12 protein-coding genes and 3 pseudogenes are annotated in these 19998 nt (G+C 70.2%); 8 read left to right on the top strand and 7 right to left on the bottom strand.

What is annotated here, in order from left to right:
- Window positions 1–190: 190 nt before the first annotated feature.
- Genes BJ965_RS04010 through BJ965_RS03985 form a run of 6 tightly spaced genes read left to right on the top strand, consistent with a single transcriptional unit; the run spans window position 191 to window position 9941 of the window.
- Entirely contained in the window at window positions 191–2629 is a 2439-nt protein-coding gene (locus BJ965_RS04010) for a GcvT family protein (RefSeq protein ID WP_184907380.1), read from the top strand.
- Window positions 2630–2651: 22 nt separating this feature from the next.
- Window positions 2652–3515, top strand: coding sequence for a bifunctional methylenetetrahydrofolate dehydrogenase/methenyltetrahydrofolate cyclohydrolase (locus tag BJ965_RS04005; RefSeq protein WP_184907379.1), 864 nt, complete (start codon window positions 2652–2654; stop codon window positions 3513–3515).
- On the top strand, window positions 3512–4795 hold the full coding sequence (glyA, locus tag BJ965_RS04000; protein WP_184907378.1) for a serine hydroxymethyltransferase: 1284 nt from the start codon (window positions 3512–3514) through the stop codon (window positions 4793–4795). The genes BJ965_RS04005 and glyA overlap by 4 nt, the downstream gene beginning before the upstream one ends.
- Entirely contained in the window at window positions 4792–6024 is a 1233-nt protein-coding gene (locus BJ965_RS03995; protein ID WP_184907377.1) for a sarcosine oxidase subunit beta family protein, read from the top strand. Before glyA ends, BJ965_RS03995 begins: the two co-directional genes overlap by 4 nt.
- Before the next feature lie 28 nt (window positions 6025–6052).
- On the top strand, window positions 6053–9343 hold the full coding sequence (locus BJ965_RS03990; RefSeq protein ID WP_184907376.1) for a sarcosine oxidase subunit alpha family protein: 3291 nt from the start codon (window positions 6053–6055) through the stop codon (window positions 9341–9343).
- Window positions 9336–9941: a sarcosine oxidase subunit gamma gene (locus BJ965_RS03985; protein WP_184907375.1), complete on the top strand. Its 606-nt coding sequence runs from the start codon at window positions 9336–9338 to the stop codon at window positions 9939–9941. The genes BJ965_RS03990 and BJ965_RS03985 overlap by 8 nt, the downstream gene beginning before the upstream one ends.
- A 107-nt stretch (window positions 9942–10048) precedes the next feature.
- Here BJ965_RS03985 and BJ965_RS03980 read toward each other — a convergent pair whose 3' ends face one another.
- Window positions 10049–10840 (bottom strand): IclR family transcriptional regulator, encoded by a 792-nt coding sequence (locus BJ965_RS03980; protein WP_221513045.1) that lies wholly within the window; start codon window positions 10838–10840, stop codon window positions 10049–10051.
- Window positions 10841–10895: 55 nt separating this feature from the next.
- Entirely contained in the window at window positions 10896–11768 is an 873-nt protein-coding gene (gene purU, locus BJ965_RS03975) for a formyltetrahydrofolate deformylase (RefSeq protein ID WP_184907374.1), read from the bottom strand.
- A 191-nt stretch (window positions 11769–11959) separates the two neighbouring features.
- Between purU and BJ965_RS03970 the strand changes: the two genes are divergently transcribed.
- Window positions 11960–13102 carry an aromatic ring-hydroxylating oxygenase subunit alpha gene (locus BJ965_RS03970; RefSeq protein ID WP_184907373.1) on the top strand — a complete coding sequence of 381 codons (1143 nt, stop codon included), beginning with the start codon at window positions 11960–11962 and terminating at the stop codon, window positions 13100–13102.
- A gap of 3 nt (window positions 13103–13105) precedes the next feature.
- Window positions 13106–15395: pseudogene (locus tag BJ965_RS03965) on the top strand (FdhF/YdeP family oxidoreductase).
- A gap of 92 nt (window positions 15396–15487) precedes the next feature.
- Here BJ965_RS03965 and BJ965_RS40355 read toward each other — a convergent pair.
- The 5 genes and pseudogenes from BJ965_RS40355 to BJ965_RS03945 all read right to left on the bottom strand — a co-directional run.
- Window positions 15488–15772: pseudogene (locus tag BJ965_RS40355) on the bottom strand (formate dehydrogenase accessory sulfurtransferase FdhD); the annotation flags it as partial.
- A 31-nt stretch (window positions 15773–15803) separates the two neighbouring features.
- On the bottom strand, window positions 15804–17186 hold the full coding sequence (locus BJ965_RS03955; protein WP_184907372.1) for an L-serine ammonia-lyase: 1383 nt from the start codon (window positions 17184–17186) through the stop codon (window positions 15804–15806).
- A gap of 558 nt (window positions 17187–17744) precedes the next feature.
- Window positions 17745–17876: pseudogene (locus BJ965_RS39095) on the bottom strand (S-(hydroxymethyl)mycothiol dehydrogenase); the annotation flags it as partial.
- 151 nt (window positions 17877–18027) lie between these two features.
- A complete protein-coding gene (locus tag BJ965_RS03950; protein WP_184907371.1) occupies window positions 18028–18525 on the bottom strand; it encodes a GNAT family N-acetyltransferase in 498 nt (165 codons plus the stop codon).
- 273 nt (window positions 18526–18798) lie between these two features.
- Window positions 18799–19998 (bottom strand): threonine aldolase family protein, encoded by a 1200-nt coding sequence (locus BJ965_RS03945; RefSeq protein WP_184907370.1) that lies wholly within the window; start codon window positions 19996–19998, stop codon window positions 18799–18801.

Below are 19998 nucleotides of genomic sequence, written 5' to 3'. Positions count from 1 at the left end.
CCGGCAGGCTGTGTCCTCAGCCTGCCGGGCCTCGTCGTTTTCCGGTGATTCCTCCCTGCCGCTCCCAGGGGCTTTTCCGGCGTCGCGGACCCCTTGACACGCCTGTCCGCGGCGGGCACATTGAGTTGCGCAACCTGAACCATGTTGCGCACAAAGCAACTGGATCGCTTTCAACGTCGGAGGTGCGGCGATGGCGGGACCCCGGGTGGTCATCATCGGAGCGGGCGTCGTGGGAGCAGCGCTCGCCGATGAGATCTCCGCGCGAGGCTGGACCGAAGTGACCGTGGTCGACCAGGGCCCGCTGCCCGCCACCGGGGGATCGTCGTCGCACGCCCCGGGCCTGGTCTTCCAGACCAACCCCTCCAAGACCATGACGGAGATGGCCCGTTACACCGTCGAGAAGTTCTGCTCGCTCGACGTGGACGGCCAGCCCTGCTTCCTCCAGGTCGGCGGCCTGGAGGTGGCGACCAGCCCGGAGCGCGTCACCGAACTCCAGCGGCGCCACGGCTGGCTGGCCTCCTGGGGCATCGAGTCCCGGCTGCTGAGCACCGAGGAGTGCCTCGAACAGCACCCGCTCGTCAACCCGGACAAGGTCCTCGCCGGCCTCCTCGTGCCCACGGACGGCCTCGCGAAGGCGGTCCTCGCCGTCGAGGCGCAGATCCGCCGGGCCACCGAGCGTGGCGTGCGCTTCCTCGCCCGCCATGAAGTCCTCGACGTCCAGCGGGCCGACGGCAAGGTGACGGGCGTCGTCACCGACCAGGGCGAGATCCCCGCGGACATCGTCGTGTGCTGCGCCGGCATCTGGGGCCCGAAGATCGCCCGCATGGTCGGCATGAACCTCCCGCTCACGCCGCTCGGCCACCAGCTCGCCTGGACGGGCCCGGTACCGGCCCTGGCGGGCCAGACGCAGGAGGCGGTCCGCCCGATCCTGCGCCACCAGGACGCCGACCTCTACTACCGCGACCGCTTCGACGGCCTGGGCATCGGCTACTACGGCCACCGCCCGATGCCGATCTCGGCCGACGACATCCTCTCCGTGGACGAGGCCGACGAGATGCCGTCCGTCCTGAAGTTCACCGAGGAGGACTTCGAGGAGGCCTGGAGCGAGACCCAGTCGCTGCTCCCCACGACCAAGGACGCCAAGGTCGAAGAGGGCATCAACGGCCTGTTCTCCTTCACCACCGACGGCCTGCCCCTGCTCGGGGAGTCCCCGGACGTCAAGGGATTCTGGGTCGCCGAGGCCGTCTGGGTCACCCACTCCGCGGGCGTCGGACGGGCCATGGCCGAATGGCTGGTCGACGGCTACTGCTCCTCGTTCGACCTGCACGAGTGCGACGTCAACCGCTTCGAGCCGCACCAGCTCTCGCCGGAGTACGTACTGGCCCGCGACTGCCAGAACTTCGTCGAGGTCTACGACATCCTCCACCCCCTCCAGCCGTCGGGCGACCCGCGCCCGATCCGCACCAGCCCGTTCCACACCCGCCAGCAGGAGCTGGGCGCCTTCTTCCTGGAGGCGAACGGCTGGGAGCGCCCCCAGTGGTACGAGGCCAACGCGGGCCTGGTCGAAGGCCGTTCCATCGTCACCCCCAACGACTGGGCCGCGCGGTACTGGTCGCCCATCGTCGCCGCCGAGGCCCAGACCACTCGCGAGACCGTCGCGATGTACGACATGACGGCCCTCAAGCGACTCGAGGTCAGCGGGCGCGGCGCCGGGGAGTTCCTGGAGCGGCTGTGCACCGGCAAGGTCGCCAAGTCCGTCGGCTCGGTGACGTACACCCTGCTCCTCGACCACGACGGCGGCATCCGCAGCGACGTCACCGTCGCCCGGCTGGCCCCCGACCTCTTCCAGGTCGGCGCCAACGGCAACCTGGACCTCGACTGGTTCACCCGCCACCTCCCCGCCGACGGCACGGTCCAGGTCCGCGACATCACCCCCGGCACCTGCTGCATCGGCCTGTGGGGCCCGCGCGCCCGCGAGGTCCTCCAGCCGCTCACCGACGCCGACTTCTCGGCCACCGGCCTGAAGTACTTCCGTGCCCAGCGCGCCCACATCGGCTCCGTTCCCGTCACCGCGATGCGCCTGTCGTACGTCGGCGAGCTCGGCTGGGAGCTGTACACCACCGCCGACCTGGGCGGGAAACTGTGGGACACCCTCTGGCGGGCGGCCGAGCCGCTCGGCGGCATCGCGGCCGGCCGCGGCGCCTTCAACAGCCTGCGCCTGGAGAAGGGCTACCGCTCCTTCGGCACGGACATGACCTACGAGCACGACCCCTACGAGGCCGGTGTCGGATTCGCCGTCAAGCTCGACAAGGACGATTTCATCGGCAAGGCGGCGCTGGAGCGGCGCAAGGCGAAGGTGCGGCGCAAGCTCACCTGTCTCACCATCGACGACCCGACGGCGGTCGTCATGGGCAAGGAGCCGGTGTACGACTGCGACTGTGCGGTCGGGTACGTCACGAGTGCCGCGTACGGCTACACCATCGGCAAGGGCATCGCCTATGCGTGGCTGCCCACGGAACTCACCACCCCCGGCACGACTGTGCACATCGGCTACTTCGACCAGTCCGTCGAAGCCATGGTCGCCGAGGAGCCCCTGTTCGACCCGACCATGTCCCGCCTCCGTGGCTGACCGCAGGGAAGGAACACCGCCGGTGACCACCGCACAACTGCTCGACGGCAAGGCCACTGCCGCCGCCATACGCCACGAACTCGCCGAGCGGGTATCCAAGTTGGTCGCCACCACGGGCCGTGCACCGGGCCTCGGCACCGTCCTGGTCGGCGACGACCCCGGCAGCCACGCCTACGTCGGCGGCAAGCACCGCGACTGCGCCCAGGTGGGCATCGCCTCCATCCGCCGGGAGTTGCCCTCCGACGCCTCGCAGCAGCAGGTCGAGGAGACGATCGACGAACTCAACGCCGACCCCGCCTGCACCGGCTACATCGTCCAGCTGCCGCTGCCGCGCCACCTCGACGCGGGCGCCGTACTGGAGCGCATGGACCCGGCCAAGGACGCCGACGGACTGCACCCCGTCAACCTCGGCCGGCTCGTCCTCGGCGCCGAGGCCCCGCTGCCGTGCACCCCGCGCGGCATCGTCGAACTGCTCCGCCGCCATGGCGTCCCCCTCGCCGGAGCGCGGGTGTGCGTGATCGGCCGGGGCATCACCGTCGGACGGCCCATCGGACTCCTCCTCACCCGCCGGTCCGAGAACGCCACCGTCACCCTGTGCCACACCGGCACCAAGGGCCTGGCCTGGCACGTACGCGAGGCGGACATCGTCGTCGCTGCCGCCGGATCGCCCGGACTGATCACCAAGGACATGCTGCGCCCCGGCGCGGCCGTCCTCGATGTCGGTATCACCCGCACCGACCAGGGGCTGGTGGGTGACATCCACCCGGACGCCGACCAGGTCGCCGGATGGCTGGCCCCGATGCCCGGGGGCGTGGGCCCCATGACCCGGGCCATGCTGCTCGCCAATGTCGTCGAGGCCGCCGAGAGGAACGCGAACACCGTATGAACGCGCTGAACACCCCCCTGGCGGAGCTGGACCCCGAGGTCCACGCCGCGCTCCGCGCCGAACTGCACCGCCAGCAGTCCACCCTGGAGATGATCGCCTCCGAGAACTTCGCGCCCTCCGCCGTGATGGAGGCCCAGGGCTCGGTCGCGACCAACAAGTACGCCGAGGGCTACCCGGGCCGCCGCTACTACGGCGGCTGCGAACACGTCGACGTCACCGAGCGGCTGGCCATCGAGCGGATCAAGTCCCTCTTCGGCGCGGGCTTCGCCAACGTGCAGCCGCACTCGGGGGCCCAGGCGAACACCGCCGTCTTCTTCGCCCTGCTCCAGCCCGGCGACACCGTCCTCGGCCTGGACCTCGCGCACGGCGGGCACCTCACGCACGGCATGCGCATCAACTACAGCGGCAAGATGCTCAACGTCGTGCCGTACCACGTGTCCGAGGCGGACAACCTCGTCGACATGGACGAGGTCGAGCACCTCGCCAAGGAACACCGCCCCAAGATGATCATCGCGGGCTGGTCGGCGTACCCGAGGCAGCTCGACTTCGCGGCCTTCCGCCGGATCGCCGACGAGGTGGGCGCCCTGCTGATGGTCGACATGGCGCACTTCGCCGGCCTGGTGGCGGCGGGACTGCACCCCAGCCCCGTACCGCACGCCCACGTCACGACCACCACGACCCACAAGACGCTCGGCGGCCCGCGAGGCGGCGTCATCCTCACCAACGAGGCCGACCTCGCCAAAAAGATCAACTCAGCGGTCTTCCCCGGCATGCAGGGCGGCCCCCTGGAGCACGTCATCGCCGCGAAGGCGGTGTCGTTCAAGGTCGCCGCGTCACCGGAGTTCGCCGAACGCCAGGCCCGCACGCTCGCCGGCTCCCGCATCCTCGCCGAACGCCTCACCCGGGCGGACGCGGCGGCCGCCGGGGTGAAGGTTCTGACCGGAGGCACGGACGTCCACCTCGTCCTGGTCGACCTGCGCGACTCGGAGCTGGACGGCCGGCAGGCCGAGGACCTGCTCCACGAGATCGGCATCACCGTCAACCGCAACGCCGTGCCCTTCGACCCGCGCCCGCCCATGGTCACCTCGGGCCTGCGCATCGGCACCCCGGCCCTGGCCACCCGCGGCTTCACCGAGGAGGACTTCGCCGAGGTCGCGGACGTGATCGCGCTCGCCCTCCAGCCGGAGCCGGACGTGCCCGCCCTGCGCGCCCGCACGGAGGGCCTGGCCGCCAAGCACCCGCTCTACCCGCACCTGTCCGAGGACGGAGACGCCCGATGAGCCCCCGCACCCCCGGCGCCGAACTCCCCGAGCACCCCGACTGGCTGTGGCGCAACCCCGAGCCGAAGCGCTCGTACGACGTCGTCATCGTGGGCGGCGGCGGCCACGGTCTGGCCACCGCCCATTACCTGGCGAAGAACCACGGCATCACCAACGTCGCCGTGCTCGAGAAGGGCTGGCTGGCGGGCGGCAACATGGCCCGCAACACCACGATCATCCGCTCCAACTACCTGTGGGACGAGAGCGCCGGCATCTACGAGCACGCGCTCAAGCTGTGGGAGGGGCTGGCGGACGAGCTCGACTACCCGATCCTGTTCTCCCAGCGTGGCGTCCTGAACCTCGCCCACAGCCTCCAGGACGTCCGCGACAGTGTGCGCCGCGTCGAGGCCAACCGCCTCAACGGCGTGGACGCCGAGTGGCTCGACGCGGACGGCGTCAAGGACGTCTGCCCGATCGTCAACATCTCCCCGGACGTGCGCTATCCGGTCCTGGGCGCGACGTACCAGCCGCGCGCGGGCATCGCCAAGCACGACCACGTGGCGTGGGGCCTGGCCCGCTCCGCCGACGCCGCCGGGATCGACATCATCCAGAACTGCGAGGTGACCGGCCTCGACGTCGTCGGCAACCGGGTGGTGGGAGTCCGGACCACCCGCGGCCCTATCGCGGCGGGCAAGGTCGCGCTCTGCTCGGCGGGCCACACCTCGGTCCTGGCAGCCATGGCGGGCGTCGAACTCCCCGTCCAGAGCCACCCCTTGCAGGCCCTGGTATCGGAGCTGCTGGAGCCGGTGCACCCGACGGTCGTCATGTCCAACGCGGTCCACGTGTACGTCAGCCAGGCCCACAAGGGCGAGCTGGTGATGGGCGCGGGCATCGACGCGTACAACTCCTACACTCAGCGCGGCGCCTTCCACATCATCGAAGAGCAGATGTCGGCGGCCCTGGAACTCTTCCCGGTCTTCGCCCGCGCCCACGTCCTGCGCACCTGGGGCGGCATCGTCGACGTCAGCCCCGACGCCTCACCGATCATCGGCCTGAGTCCGGTCGACAACCTCTACCTCAACTGCGGCTGGGGGACCGGGGGTTTCAAGGCCACCCCGGGCGTCGGCTGGGTCTACGCCCACACCATCGCCCACGACACACCGCATCCGCTGAACGCCCCCTTCTCGCTCGACCGTTTCACCACCGGCGCGCTCGTCGACGAGCACGGCGCAGCCGCGGTGGCCCACTAGGACCACTGGAAGTATTGGGAGCCGATCCATGCTGCTGATCCCCTGCCCGTGGTGCGGGCCCCGCGACGAGGCCGAGTTCCACTATGGCGGCCAGGCCCACGTGCCGTACCCGCAGGACCCGTCCTCCCTCACCGACGAGGAGTGGGCCCGCTACCTCTTCTTCCGCGACAACCCGAGGGGCCCCTTCGCCGAGCGCTGGAGCCATGCGGCGGGCTGCCGCCGCTGGTTCAACGCGGTGCGGGACACGTCGACCAACGAGATCCTGACGGTGTACCGGGCGGGGGAGGAGCGCCCTGCCACCTTCGAGTCCCGTTCGGTGTATCCAGCCCGTCCGGCGCTTGATGACGAGGCCGTTCAGGCCGAAGCGGGGTCCGGGGCGGCAGCCCCGGTGGGGGTGCAGGGGGCGAAGCCCCCGCGGGGGTCTGGGGGCGCAGCCCCCAGCGGGGTCGAAGGGGCGGAGCCCCTGGAGGATGGGACGGGTAGGGGCGGCGGGGGCGAAACAACCCAGCCGTTCCGCCACCCCACCCGCGGCCGAATCCACCGCGACACCCCGGTCACCTTCACCTTCGACGGCACCGAATACGAGGGCTACAAGGGCGACACCCTCGCCTCCGCCCTCCTCGCCAACGGCGTCATCCAGACCGGCACCAGCATCAAGCTGGGCCGTCCACGCGGCATCTTCTCGGCCGGCGTCGAGGAACCCAACGCGGTCGTCCAGATCGAGGCCCCGTTCCCCGAGCCGATGCTCCCCGCCACCACCGTCGAGCTCTACGACGGCCTCGTCGCGACCAGTCTCCCCGGCCAGGGCCGCCTCGCCACCGACCCGGACCCGGCCCGCTACGACGCCGTGCACACCCACTGCGACCTCCTGGTCGTGGGCGCCGGCCCGGCCGGACTCGCCGCAGCGGCGGCCGCCGCCCGCTCAGGTGCCCGCGTCATCCTCGCCGACGACCAGCCGGAACCCGGCGGCAGCCTCCTCGGCACCGGCGAACACCTCGACTGGGTGAGCGAGACGACAGCCCGGCTCGACGCCGCCCCCGACGTACACGTCCTGCGCCGCACGACCGTCTTCGGCTACTACGACGACAACCACCTGCTCGCCGTGGAGCGCCGTACCAACCACCTGGGCGCCCAGGCCCCCGAGCACGTCTCCCGCGAACGCGTCTGGCGCATCCGCGCCCGCCGCGTCGTCCTCGCCACCGGCGCGCACGAACGCTCGCTGGCTTTCGCTGACAACGACCGTCCGGGCGTGATGCTGGCCACCTCGGCCCGCGCCTACGTCAACAAGTACGGGACCCTGCCCGGTCGCCACGCGGTCGTCCTCACCACCAACGACAGCGCCTACGCGGCGGCCCTGGACCTCACCGCGGCGGGCGTGGCCATCGAGGCCGTCGTCGACACGCGCACCGAGCCGGGGGAGTGGGCGACCCGTGCCCGGCAGGCCGGCATCGAGGTGCTGACGGGCCATGCCGTCACTGCCACGGAAGGCGCCCCCCGGCTCACCTCCGTGACCGTCGCCCCGTACGGGCAGTCCGTGGGACAGCGGGAGTTCGCCGCCGACCTGCTCCTGGTCTCCGGCGGCTGGAACCCGGTGGCGCACCTGTTCAGCCAGGCGGGAGGCAAGCTCCGCTACGACGAGGAGCTCGGCACGTTCGTCCCCGACGCCTCCCGGCAGGCCGTCGAGGTCGCGGGCGGCGCGAGCGGTGTCTACGACCTGGCGAGCGTTCTCGCACAGGGGACCGCCGCCGGTACCCGCGCGATCGAGGCCGAGGGCTACTCCCCAGGGGAGGTCCAGCTGCCCCAGGTGGCCACACCGCCGCAGACGCCGCCCATGCTCGTCTTCACCGTCCCGGGCCGGGACGGAGCCCCGCGCTTCGTCGACCTGCAACGCGACGTCACCGTCGACGACCTGGCCCGGGCCACCGGCGCCGGCATGCGCTCCGTCGAGCACACCAAGCGCTACACCACGGCCGGTACGGCGAACGACCAGGGCAAGACCTCCGGAGTCCTGGCCAGTGGCGTCGTCGCCGAACTGCTCGGCGTGGACATCTCCGCGCTCGGCACGACCACGTTCCGCCCGCCGTACACCCCCGTCTCCTTCGCTGCCCTCGCCGGCCGCGACCGTGGTCTCCTGCTCGACCCGATCCGCACCACCGCCCTGCACGAGTGGCATGTCACGCACGGCGCCCTGTTCGAGAACGTCGGCCAGTGGAAGCGGCCCTGGTACTACCCGCAGGAGGGCGAGGACATGGAGACGGCCGTGCTGCGCGAGTGCGCCGCGGCCCGCGAGGGCGTCGCCTTCATGGACGCCTCCACCCTCGGCAAGATCGACGTCCAGGGCCCGGACGCCGGCGTCTTCCTCGACCTGCTCTACACCAACATGATGAGCACCCTGAAGGTCGGCATGATCCGCTACGGCGTGATGTGCCGCCCGGACGGAATGGTCTTCGACGACGGCACGGTGATCCGCCTCGACCAGGACCGCTACCTGGTCACCACCACGACGGGCAACGCCGCCGCCGTGCTGGACTGGATGGAGGAGTGGCTCCAGACGGAGTGGCCCGAACTGCGCGTCCACTGCACGTCGGTGACCGAGCAGTGGGCCACCGTCGCCCTGGTCGGGCCCCGCTCCCGTGAGGTCCTCGGCTCGCTCGCGCCCCGACTCGCCGTCGCGAACGAGGACTTCCCGTTCATGGCGTGGCGCGAGACGTCCGTCGCCGGCATCGACGCGCGCGTGTGCCGGATCAGCTTCTCCGGTGAACTCGCCTACGAGATCAACGTGTCACCATGGGAGGCCCTCGCCCTGTGGGAGGCACTGTACGAGGCCGGCGCCCCGTACGGCATCACCCCGTACGGCACGGAGACCATGCACGTCCTGCGCGCGGAGAAGGGCTATCCGATCGTCGGCCAGGACACCGACGGCACCGTTACGCCGCAGGACCTCGGCATGGGCTGGGTGGTGTCGAAGAAGAAGCGGGACTTCATCGGCAAGCGGTCCCACGCCCGTGCCGACACCGCCCGCCCCGACCGCAAGCACCTGGTCGGGCTGCTTCCCGAGGACCCGGCCACGTTCCTCCCCGAAGGCACGCACCTGGTCGCCGGCAGTGTGCTGCCGGAGCCGCCCGTGCCGATGCTCGGCCACGTCACGTCCAGCTACCGCAGTGCGGCCCTCGGCCGGACCTTCGCCCTCGCCCTGGTCAAGGGCGGCCGGGACCGTATCGGTGAGCGACTCTATGCCCCCGTGGGCGACCGGCTGGTCCCGGTGACCGTCGCGAGCCCCGTCCTCTACGACCCCGAGGGAGCCCGCCGCGATGGCTGACACCGCCGTTACCACCCCGCTCCGCAGCCCCCTGTCGCATGCCGTCGACCGGCTGGCCGCCGCGACCCGCGCCTCCGGGGGCACGATCCGGCTGGCGGAACTGCCCTTCCTGACCCAGATCAATGTGCGTCTCGACCCCAAGGGAGCGGCGGCGGACGCCGTGGGGCTGGCGCTGGGCCTCCCACTGCCCGTCGAACCCGACACCGTGGTCCGCGCCGGGGAGCTGACCGCGCTGTGGCTCGGCCCCGACGAGTGGCTCGTGGTGGGCCCGCCGGGCGGTCAGAAGGACCTGGAGAGCAGGATCCGTGAGGCCGCGGGCGACGAGCCCGTGTCCGTCATCGATGTCTCGGCTCAGCGCACCACGCTCCTCGTCGCGGGTCCCCGGTCCCGCGCCCTGCTGGCCCACGGCTGCTCGCTGGATCTTCACCCGCGGGCCTTCGGGCCGGGCCGCTGCGCCCAGACGAACCTGGGCCGCACCCAGGTCGTCCTCGTAGCCCGTGACGACCCCAGGGCAGGGTTCTGGGTGCTGGTCCGTTCGTCCTTCGCCGGCCACCTGACGGACTGGCTGCTGGACGCGGCTGTGGAGTGGACGGGCTGACGCGGTCAGCACGAAAGTGCGGTCGGTGATCCGGTGTCCGGATCGCCGACCGCCACTTGTCGTGGGGGTTCTCTCCTCGTCAGCGACCGGACCGGGCCGCTCGGGCCTCAGCCGGCATAGCCGAGACGGCGGCTGAGCTCGTCCGCTCCCGCGACCAGCAGCGGCGCGAGTTCGCGCAGCCGCTTGTCGGTCAGCCGGAACGCCGGTCCCGACGCGCTGAGGGCGGCGATGACCTCGCCGTCTTCCGAACGCACGGGAGCGGACAGGGCGTTGAGCCCCTCCTCGTATTCCTCCACCGTGATGGCATAGCCCTGCTCACGGGCTTGGGACAGGTCCGCCTCCAGCTTCTTCCTGGAGGTCACCGTGTGCGGTGTCAGACGGGGGAGGCCGGTCTCCGCGAGGAGCGCGTCTCGGGCCTCGCGGTCGATGTGGGCCAGGAGGATTTTGCCGCTCGACGTGCAGTGCAGCGGCGTCAGCCGTCCCACCCAGTTCTGCGCGGCGATGGCCGAAGAGCCGCGCACCTGGTAGAGGTTGATCGCGTGAGGGGATTCGAGCACGGCGATGTTCAGGGTCTCGCCCACATCGTCGACGAGACGCTCGCAGATCCCGCGCCCGTGCCTGGTGACGGCGATGCGGCCCGTCACGGCGCCGGCCAGGCGCACGACGCCGAAGCCGAGACGGTACTTTCCGCGTTCGCTCTCCTGCTCGACCATCCCATGCGCTTCCAGCGCGCCGAGCAGACGGAAGGCGGTCGACTTGTGGACGTCGATCGCCGCGGCCACCTCACTCACGCCCGCCTCGCCGTGCTGGGCGAGGATCTCCAGCACGGCGACAGCACGGTCAACGGATTGCACTCCGCCACTGGGAGCGCCTGCGGACTCAGCACCGAGGTTGCTCATGGCGAAACCCTAAGCGAAATAGTCAACAGGTGTGAGGGGGTGGAGGTCATTTTCCTCAGCGGAAGACGACCGTACGGTTGCCGTTGACCATGATGCGGCTCTGGCTGTGCCATTCCACCGCCCGCGCCAGGACTTGCGCTTCGACGTCGCGCCCCAGGGCGACCATGCTGTCGGGTCCCTGTGAGTGGTTCACGCGGATGACGTCCTGTTCGATGATGGGTCCCTCGTCGAGGTCCGGCGTGACGTAGTGGGCCGTCGCTCCGACGAGCTTGACGCCGCGGTCGTACGCCTGGAGGTACGGGCGGGCGCCCTTGAAGCTCGGCAGGAACGAGTGGTGGATGTTGATCGCCCGGCCCTCGAGCTGCTTGCACAGGTCGTTCGACAGGATCTGCATGTAGCGGGCGAGGACCACCAGGTCGATGTCCAGCTCGTCGACGAGCTCCAGCAGCCGCGCCTCCGCCTCGGGCTTCGTCTCCCGGGTGACAGGCACGTGGTGGAAGGGGATCCCGTAGCTCTCGGCGAGCGGCTCGAAGTCCCGGTGGTTGGAGACGATCGCCGGCACCTCGATGTTCAGCGCGCCGGTGCGCCAGCGGAAGAGCAGGTCGTTCAGGCAGTGCCCGAACTTCGACACCATGATCAGCGTGCGCGTCGGCGTCGACGCCTCGTACAGCTGCCAGGAGATCCGGTACGCCTCCGCCACCTGGGCGAAGCCGGACTTCAGGTCCTCCAGCGACGTGCCCGGCTCCGAGACGTCGAAGTGCACCCGCATGAAGAAGCGGTCCTGCAGCCGGTCGTCGAACTGCTGGCTCTCCTGGATGTTCCCGGAGTGCCGGACCAGGAAGCCGGTGACGGCGTGGACGAGGCCCGAGCGGTCGGGGCACGACAGGGTGAGGACGAACTCGCGGCCGGTTGTGGGTCCAAGTGACACGGAGCCCTCCCAGAGAGGTGCGTATTACGCAACAGCCTGACTGATGCGCAACATGGTCCAGGCAGCGACGGTCTGCGGTCAAGGGCTTGACAGTGCTTCGGCCGGGCTGCACCGTGAGTTGCGTAGCAAGAAGCTCGTTGCACATGAGGCAACCACTCGCCCGCCCGGGGCGCTTCACTCCGAGGTGAACCATGACTACGACCGGCCTGCCGGAGAGCCTGATCGCGACCCTCCCCGGTGACCACTACACGGACCCGGAGATCTTCCGCCTGGAGCAGGAACACATCTTTGAATCCATGTGGTTCTGCGCGGCACGCTCGTCGGAACTGTCGAAGCCGGGCGCCTTCCGGACCGTGGACGTCGGGCGGGAGAGCGTCCTGCTGACCCGGTCGCGGGACGGCTCCGTCCGGGCCTTCTTCAACGTGTGCCGGCACCGGGGCGCGAAGCTGTGCACGCAGGAGTCCGGTGAGGTGAAGCGGGCCTTCCAGTGCCCGTACCACGCCTGGACGTACGACCTGAACGGCAAGCTCGTGGCGGCCCCGAACCTGACGAAGATGCCGGACATCGGCCGCACGGAGTACGGCCTGGCGAGCGTGGCGGTGCGCGAGTGGCTGGGCTATGTGTGGGTGTGCCTGGCCGAGAACCCGCCCGAGTTCGAACAGTCGGTGATCGCGGACGTGGTCGCGCGCCTGGGCGACGCGGAGTCCATCGAGCGGTACGACGTCGAGAGCCTGGAGGTCGGCAGGCGGATCGTCTACGACGTCAAGGCCAACTGGAAGCTGATCATCGAGAACTTCATGGAGTGTTACCACTGCGCGACCATCCACCCCGAGCTGACCGACGTACTGCCGGAATTCGCCGACGGGTTCGCGGCGCAGTACTACGTGGGGCACGGCGCCGAGTTCGGCTCGGACGTCCAGGGCTTCACCGTGGACGGCTCGGAGGGGCTGGACCGCATCCCAACGGTCTCCGAGGAGCAGGACCGACGGTACTACGCGATCACGGTGCGCCCGCAGGTGTTCATCAACCTGGTCCCCGACCACGTGATCTTCCACCGGATGTTCCCGGTGGCGGTCGACCGCACGATCGTGGAGTGCGACTGGCTGTACCTGAAGGACGTGGTGGCAAGCGGCCGGGACGTGAGCCGGTCGGTCGAGCTGTTCGACCGCGTCAACCGGCAGGACTTCGACGCCTGTGAGCGCTGCCAGCCCGCCATGAGCTCCCGGCTGTACGCCAAGGGCGGCGTCCTGGTGCCCAGCGAGCACCACATCGGCGAGTTCCACGACTGGGTCCAGGACCGCCTCGGCACCCGCGCGAACCTCGCGGAGCGCTAGGCGATGACCCGCAAGGCACCTGCCGAGGACCCCGGTGACTCCCGTCTGCGGGTGGGCCCGCCGAAGGACTACGCCGCGGGCCTTCCCGCGGTCACGTCCTCGCTGCGCCACGCCCACGCGCAGATGGGCGTCCGCCGCAGCCTGCTGACCCTGCTGAGCGTCAACCAGAAGACGGGATTCGACTGCCCGGGATGCGCCTGGCCCGAGCCCGAGCACCGGCACCGTGCCGAGTTCTGCGAGAACGGCGCCAAAGCGGTGGCCGAGGAGGCGACCCTGCGCCGGGTCGGCCCCGGCTTCTTCGCCGAGCACACCCTGGCGGAGCTGGCCGGACGCAGCGACTACTGGCTCGGTCAGCAGGGCCGCCTCACCCACCCCATGTACCGCCCCGCGGGCGGCGACCGGTACCGGCAGATCTCCTGGGACGAGGCGTTCGCCGTCATCGCCCGGGAACTGGGCGCTCTCGACTCTCCCGACCAGGCCGCCTTCTACACCTCCGGCCGTGCGAGCAACGAGGCCGCGTTCCTCTACCAGCTGTTCGTCCGGCTCCTCGGCACCAACAACCTGCCGGACTGCTCCAACATGTGCCACGAGTCGAGCGGCTCCGCCCTGACCGAGACCATCGGCATCGGCAAGGGCAGCGTCCGCCTGGAGGACCTGTACGAGGCCGACCTGATCCTCGTCGTCGGGCAGAACCCGGGCACCAACCACCCCCGGATGCTCTCGGCGCTCGAGACAGCCAAGGACAAGGGGGCCCGCGTCATCTCGGTCAACCCCCTTCCCGAAGCGGGCCTGCTGCGTTTCAGGAACCCCCAGCGGCCCTCCGGCGGGGGCGGGAACCCAACTCTCCGACCTGTTCCTGCAGATCAGGCTCGGCGGCGACCAGGCCCTCTTCCAGGCCTTCAACCGCCTGCTCCTGGAGGCGGAGGACGACGCCCCCGGCACGGTCCTCGACCATGACTTCATCGCCTCGCACACCCACGGCTTCGAGGAGTACGCCGAGCAGGCCCGCAAGACGTCCTGGGACGACGTCCTGGAGGCGACCGGCCTGTCGGCGCGGGAGATCCGGGAGGGTTTCCAGGAGGTGCTGTCCGCCCGGAAGATCGTCGTGTGCTGGGCCATGGGCCTCACCCAGCACCGCCACTCGGTGCCGACGATCCGCGAGGTCGTCAACTTCCTTCTGCTGCGCGGCAACATCGGGCGCCCCGGTGCCGGCCTGTGTCCCGTGCGCGGGCACTCCAACGTCCAGGGCGACCGGACCATGGGCATCCACGAGAAACCGGACGCCGCCTTCCTCGACGCGCTCGGCGCGGAGTTCGGCTTCGTGCCGCCCCGCCACCACGGCCACGACGCGGTGGAGGCCATCCGTGCCATGCGGGACGGACAGGTACGGATCTTCGTCGCGCTCGGCGGCAACTTCGTCTCCGCCGCCCCGGACACCGAACTCACCGAGCGAGCCCTGCGCAACTGCGAGCTCACGGTGCAGATCTCCACCAAGCCCAACCGGTCCCACGCGGTGGCCGGCAGACAGGCGCTCATCCTGCCCTGCCTGGGCCGCACCGAAGCCGACCTGCGGGCCGGCGGGGAGCAACGGGTGACGGTGGAGGACTCCATGGGCATGGTCCACCTCTCGCGTGGCAGCCTTGCGCCCGCCTCCGACACCCTGCTGAGCGAGGTCGCGATCATCTGCCGCATGGCGAACGCGGCCCTCGACAGCGGCGGTCCGCAAGTGCCCTGGGCCGACTTCGAAGCGGACTACGACCGCATCCGGGACAGGATCGCCCGGGTGATCCCCGGCTTCGAGGACTTCTACGCCCGCGTGCGCCGGCCGGGAGGCTTCGCCCTGCCTCACCCGCCACGCGACGAGAGGCGCTTCCCCACCAGGACCGGGCTGGCCAATTTCACCGTCAACCAACTCGATGTGCTGCGCGTCCCGCAGGGGCGGCTGCTCCTCCAGACCATCCGTTCGCACGACCAGTACAACACCACCATCTACGGCCTGGACGACCGCTATCGGGGCATCCACCAGGGCCGAAGGGTGCTCTTCGTCCACCCGGACGACCTCGCCGCGCACGGCCTGACCGAGGGCGATCCGGTCGACATCGTCAGCGAGTTCTCCGACCGGGTCGAGCGCCGGGCCCCCGCCTTCCGAACGGTCGCCTACCCCACCCCGCGTGGCTGCTGCGCCGCCTACTTCCCCGAGACCAACGTCCTCGTACCGCTGGACTCCACCGCGGAGGTCAGCAACACGCCGACGTCCAAGTCCATCGTGGTCCGGCTGGAACCGGCGCACTGACCTGACTGCCGGTCAGTCACGCTCCCACGCGGCCTCGCGCATTGCCGCCGCGTACAAGTAGTGCGAGTGCACGACGTCGTAGTAGCCGGGGCGCTGCCCGGCCCAGACCCGCGCCACTCCCTGCGTGAAGTCGCGCAGCCGCGCCGGCAGCTCCTCCTTATGTTCGCCACCTCCTCGACCCGGCCGAGGACGCCCTCGCTCACCAGGAACCCGGCGGCCGGCGCGAAGTCGTCGCCGGGCGTGCGCAGGGTGATGGCGAGAGGCTCGCCGTTCAGCCGGATCTCCAGCGGCTCCTCCGCGACCAGGGTGTCCGGACGGCTGCCCACCACCCCGTCCCGGATGCGCAGTACGCGCCATCGCTCGGTGACCCGTCCCACGCACCCTCCCCAGATCTCGGCTGCAGCCTCGTCAGCACTCGATGACGTTGACCGCGAGCCCGCCGCGGGCCGTCTCCTTGTACTTGACCTTCATGTCGGCGCCCGTCTCCTTCATGGTCTTGATGACCTTGTCCAGGGAGACGTGGTGGCGGCCGTCGCCCCGCAGGGCCATCCGGGCCGCGGTGACGGCCTTGACCGCCGCCATGCCGTTGCGCTCGATGCACGGGATCTGCACCAGGCCGCCGACCGGGTCGCAGGTCAGGCCCAGGTTGTGTTCCATGCCGATCTCGGCGGCGTTCTCCACTTGTTCGGGCGAGCCGCCGAGTACCTCCGCGAGGCCGCCCGCGGCCATGGAACAGGCGGCGCCGACCTCGCCTTGGCAGCCGACCTCGGCGCCTGAGATCGAGGCGTTCTCCTTGAACAGCAGGCCGATGGCGCCGGCCGCCAGCATGAACCGGACCACGGCGTCGTCGTCGGCTCCGTGCACGAAGTTGACGTAGTAGTGCAGGACCGCCGGGATGATGCCGGCCGCGCCGTTGGTCGGAGCGGTGACCACCCTGCCGCCGGCCGCGTTCTCCTCGTTGACCGCCATGGCGTAGAGGGTCACCCACTCCAGTGCCCGCCCCGCCGGGTCGCCCTCGGCTCGCAGCGCCTTGGCCACGGCGGTGGAACGACGGCGGACCCTGAGCCCGCCCGGCAGGATCCCCTCACAGGACAGGCCGCGCGCCACGCATTCCCGCATCACCCGCCAGATCTCCAGCAGCCCCGCGCGGATCTCCTCCTCGGTCCGCCAGGCCAGCTCGTTCTCCAGCATCAGCGCCGAGATCGACAGACCCGTTTCCCGGGTCAGGCGCAGCAGCTCGTCGCCGCTGCCGAACGGGTATTTCACCACGGTGTCGTCGACCTTGACCCGGTCCGCGCCGGCGGCCTCCTCGTCGACGACGAACCCGCCGCCGACCGAGTAGTAGGTGGCCTCCAGCAAGGGCAGTCCCTCGGCGTCGTATGCGAACAGCTTCATGCCGTTGGCGTGGTACGGCAGGGAACGGCGGCGGTGCAGGACCAGGTGCCGCTCCGTGTCGAAGGGGATCTCGTGGGTGTCGCCGAGCTCGCGGCCCAGCAGACGCAGCCGCCCCGTCGACCTGATCCGCTCCACGTCCCCTTCGGCCACGCCGACATCCACCGTGTGCGGCTCGTTGCCCTCCAGGCCGAGCAGGACGGCCTTGGGGGTGCCGTGACCGTGGCCGGTGGCCCCCAGTGACCCGAAGAGCTCGGCCCGTACCGACGCCGTCCGTGCGAGCAGATCCTCCTTCTCCAGCCTGCCGGCGAACATGCGGGCGGCCCGCATGGGACCGACCGTGTGCGAACTGGACGGGCCTATGCCGATGGAGAAGAGGTCGAAGACGGAGATGGCCACGAGCGGGCTCCCTTGTCTGCGCGTGGGTGTGGCGGGAGGTGCGAGCGGAACCTCTCGACCGCGGATGCCTTGGTTTCTGATTGAGCAACCGGCATCTCAATGCGCAACAGCTTTTCTCTTGTGTTCCAGGTTGTCAAGACGCCCGTCGCGCGAGCTGGTGCCTGCTGTTGTCCCGGCACGGAGGGATGCCCGGAGTCGGCCCCAGTGGTCGGGTGGACCATGCCCCTGCCGAGGTGCCGGCGCACCTCGGTCCGGGCGCCGGTGGTGTGCCAGACCCTGAGTTCCGCCGCCGCGACGGTGAGGCGGCGGCGTCCGGGAGGTGGCCGCCGGGTGCACGGTCGGTGTGTTTTGTGCTTCCACGACAACCGGTCGCCCAGGTGCAGAAAGACCGGTGCGCCGGGCCGGTCGGCGAGGGCGGGCGCGGCATGGATGTGGTCGTTGTGGGCGTGGGGTGCAAGCGACTGGCCGTCAGCCGTCAGCCTCAGCCGTCGGTCGCCGACCGGCCTCCCAGGCTGAAGGTGCCGGCGGGGGTGTCTGCAACTGCGGCTGGGACGGGGGTAGTTGGATTGTCTCGGTGACGAACCCGTCCGACGGAAGGGGCTCTTGCGGATGCAGGTTGATCGGCATCGGGAAGTCCCGGCTCGGTAGGCAATCGCCGTACCAGGACGACTCCAGTGCCTCGCCCTGGCCGGATCACGGGCGTAGGAGGCCTGCTGGTACGTCACCGGCGCGTACGGGTCACGCGTGAACCGTGCCTACCTGCGTCGACGTAGCATCCGCTGCACGATCCCGGAGAAGGACGATCAGCTGGTCGCAGCCATCAACGAGTGGCTGTGGCCACTCACACGGCACGCTCCATGCACACCAGTTGATCCCGTTCCTCCCATGATGGGGCGACGGTGAAACCGAGCCGCTCGTACAGAGCGATGGCACCTGCCCGCCACTTCCACACCGACAGCCGTACCGTACCGACGCCGCTCTCCGCGGAATGCGCAAGCGCGGCGCCGACCAGGCCGGACGCGATGCCCCGGCTCCGGAATGCCGGGTCTGTCCAGAGCCTCTTGACCTCTGACCGGCCGCCGACGGGGGCGGTCACCACCAGACAGCCCACGGCTGTGTCGCCGCTCAGAGCCATCAGCACGACATCGTCGGCGAACGCGGCCCGCGGGTCCAGGATTTCTGCCCGATAGCGGTCCGGTAACCCGTCCACATCGACAACGGCCTCGCCCTTCTCTGCCTCCGTCCGCAGATGGTAGGCCGCCAGCAACTCGGCCAACCGATCCACGGAAGGGCCCTGACCTGGCCAGCGGACGATGACAACCTCGCGTCGATCAGTCATTGCGCCAGCATCACACGACCCGTACCAGACACCGAACGAGTCCTTTGCCTCACTTTCGCAACACGCCCTCGTGTTCCAGCAGTATTTTGGCATCTGACCTGGGACGAAGCCGGGCGGCTGGAGTGTGGCGGGACGGTAGTCGACCAGTGGCAGCCTCCCCACGTGATCACCGAGCATGCTGCCGAGCAGTGGGACCTCGAACCGGGACACCTCTTCGTGCTTCTCCTGCCCGGGGGCAGGACGCTCGCCCGGCCTCCCAGGCTCCGCCGCCGGCTACTTCGTCTTGCGGTTCGCGGAGGAGGCAGGTTCTTTCCCCAGCGCTTCTATCGTCTCTTCCATCTCGCGGACCTTGCGGCGCAGTTGCACCAGTTCCTCACGCTCGGCCACGGTCAGCGCGCCCGCCTGTCCTTGGCCCCGCTCCGCAGCCAGCTCCTCCGTGATCGCCGCCGCGAACGCCTCCACGTCGCCCTCGGTGGTGTCGAAGGATGTCATCCAGCGGACCTCGCCGGCCTGCTCGTCCCAGGTGTAGAAGCGGAAACGCTTCTGGAGGCGCTCGGTGACGGCCGGCGGCAGGACGGCGAAGATCTGGTTGGCCTGCACCGGGCGAGAGATCTCCAGGCCCGGCAGTTCGCGCACCGCCTCGTACAGCCGCTGGGTCATCGCGTTGGAGCGGGCCGCCGAGCGCAGCCAGAGGTCGCCGCCCAGCAGCGCCTCGAACTGCACCGACATGAAACGCATCTTGGAGCCCAGCTGCATGCTCGTCTTGCGCAGGTGGGCCATGCCACGCACCGCGTCCGCGTTGAGCACGATCACCGCCTCGCCGAAGAGCAGCCCGTTCTTGGTGCCGCCGAGTGAGAGGACGTCCACACCGGCGTCGGTGGTCATCTCGCGCAGGGACACGCCGAGGGTGGCGGCGGCGTTGGCGAGCCGGGCGCCGTCCAGGTAGACGAGCATGCCGAGGTCGTGCGCGTGGTCGCAGATCGCACGGATCTCGTCCGGCGTGTAGCAGGTGCCGAGCTCGGTTGCCTGGGCGATCGAGACGACCTTGGGCCGGGCCCGGTGCTCGTCCTCGAAGCCCCATGCCTGACGGTCGATCAGCTCCGGGGTGAGCTTGCCGTCCCATGCGGGCACCGTCAGGAGTTTGATCCCGGCGACCTTCTCGGGCGCCCCGCCCTCGTCGACGTTGATGTGGGCCGACTCGGCGCAGACCACGGCGTCCCAGCGGTCGAGCATGGTCTGCAGCGCGACCACGTTCGCGCCGGTGCCGTTGAAGACCGGATACGTCTGCGCGGTGGGGCCGAAGTGGCCGCGCACCACTTCCTGAAGGCGCTCGGTGTAGACGTCGGCTCCGTAACTGACCTGGTGACCGCCGTTGGCCAGGGCGATCGCCGCAAGGACCTCGGGGTGCGCACCCGCGTAGTTGTCGCTGGCGAAGCCGCGCTCGTCAGGGTCGTGTCGTCGCTGTACGGTCAA

This window comes from Streptomyces luteogriseus, assembly GCF_014205055.1.
Classification (GTDB): Bacteria; Actinomycetota; Actinomycetes; order Streptomycetales; family Streptomycetaceae; genus Streptomyces; species Streptomyces luteogriseus.
This window is presented reverse-complemented; position numbering and strand designations above follow the sequence as displayed.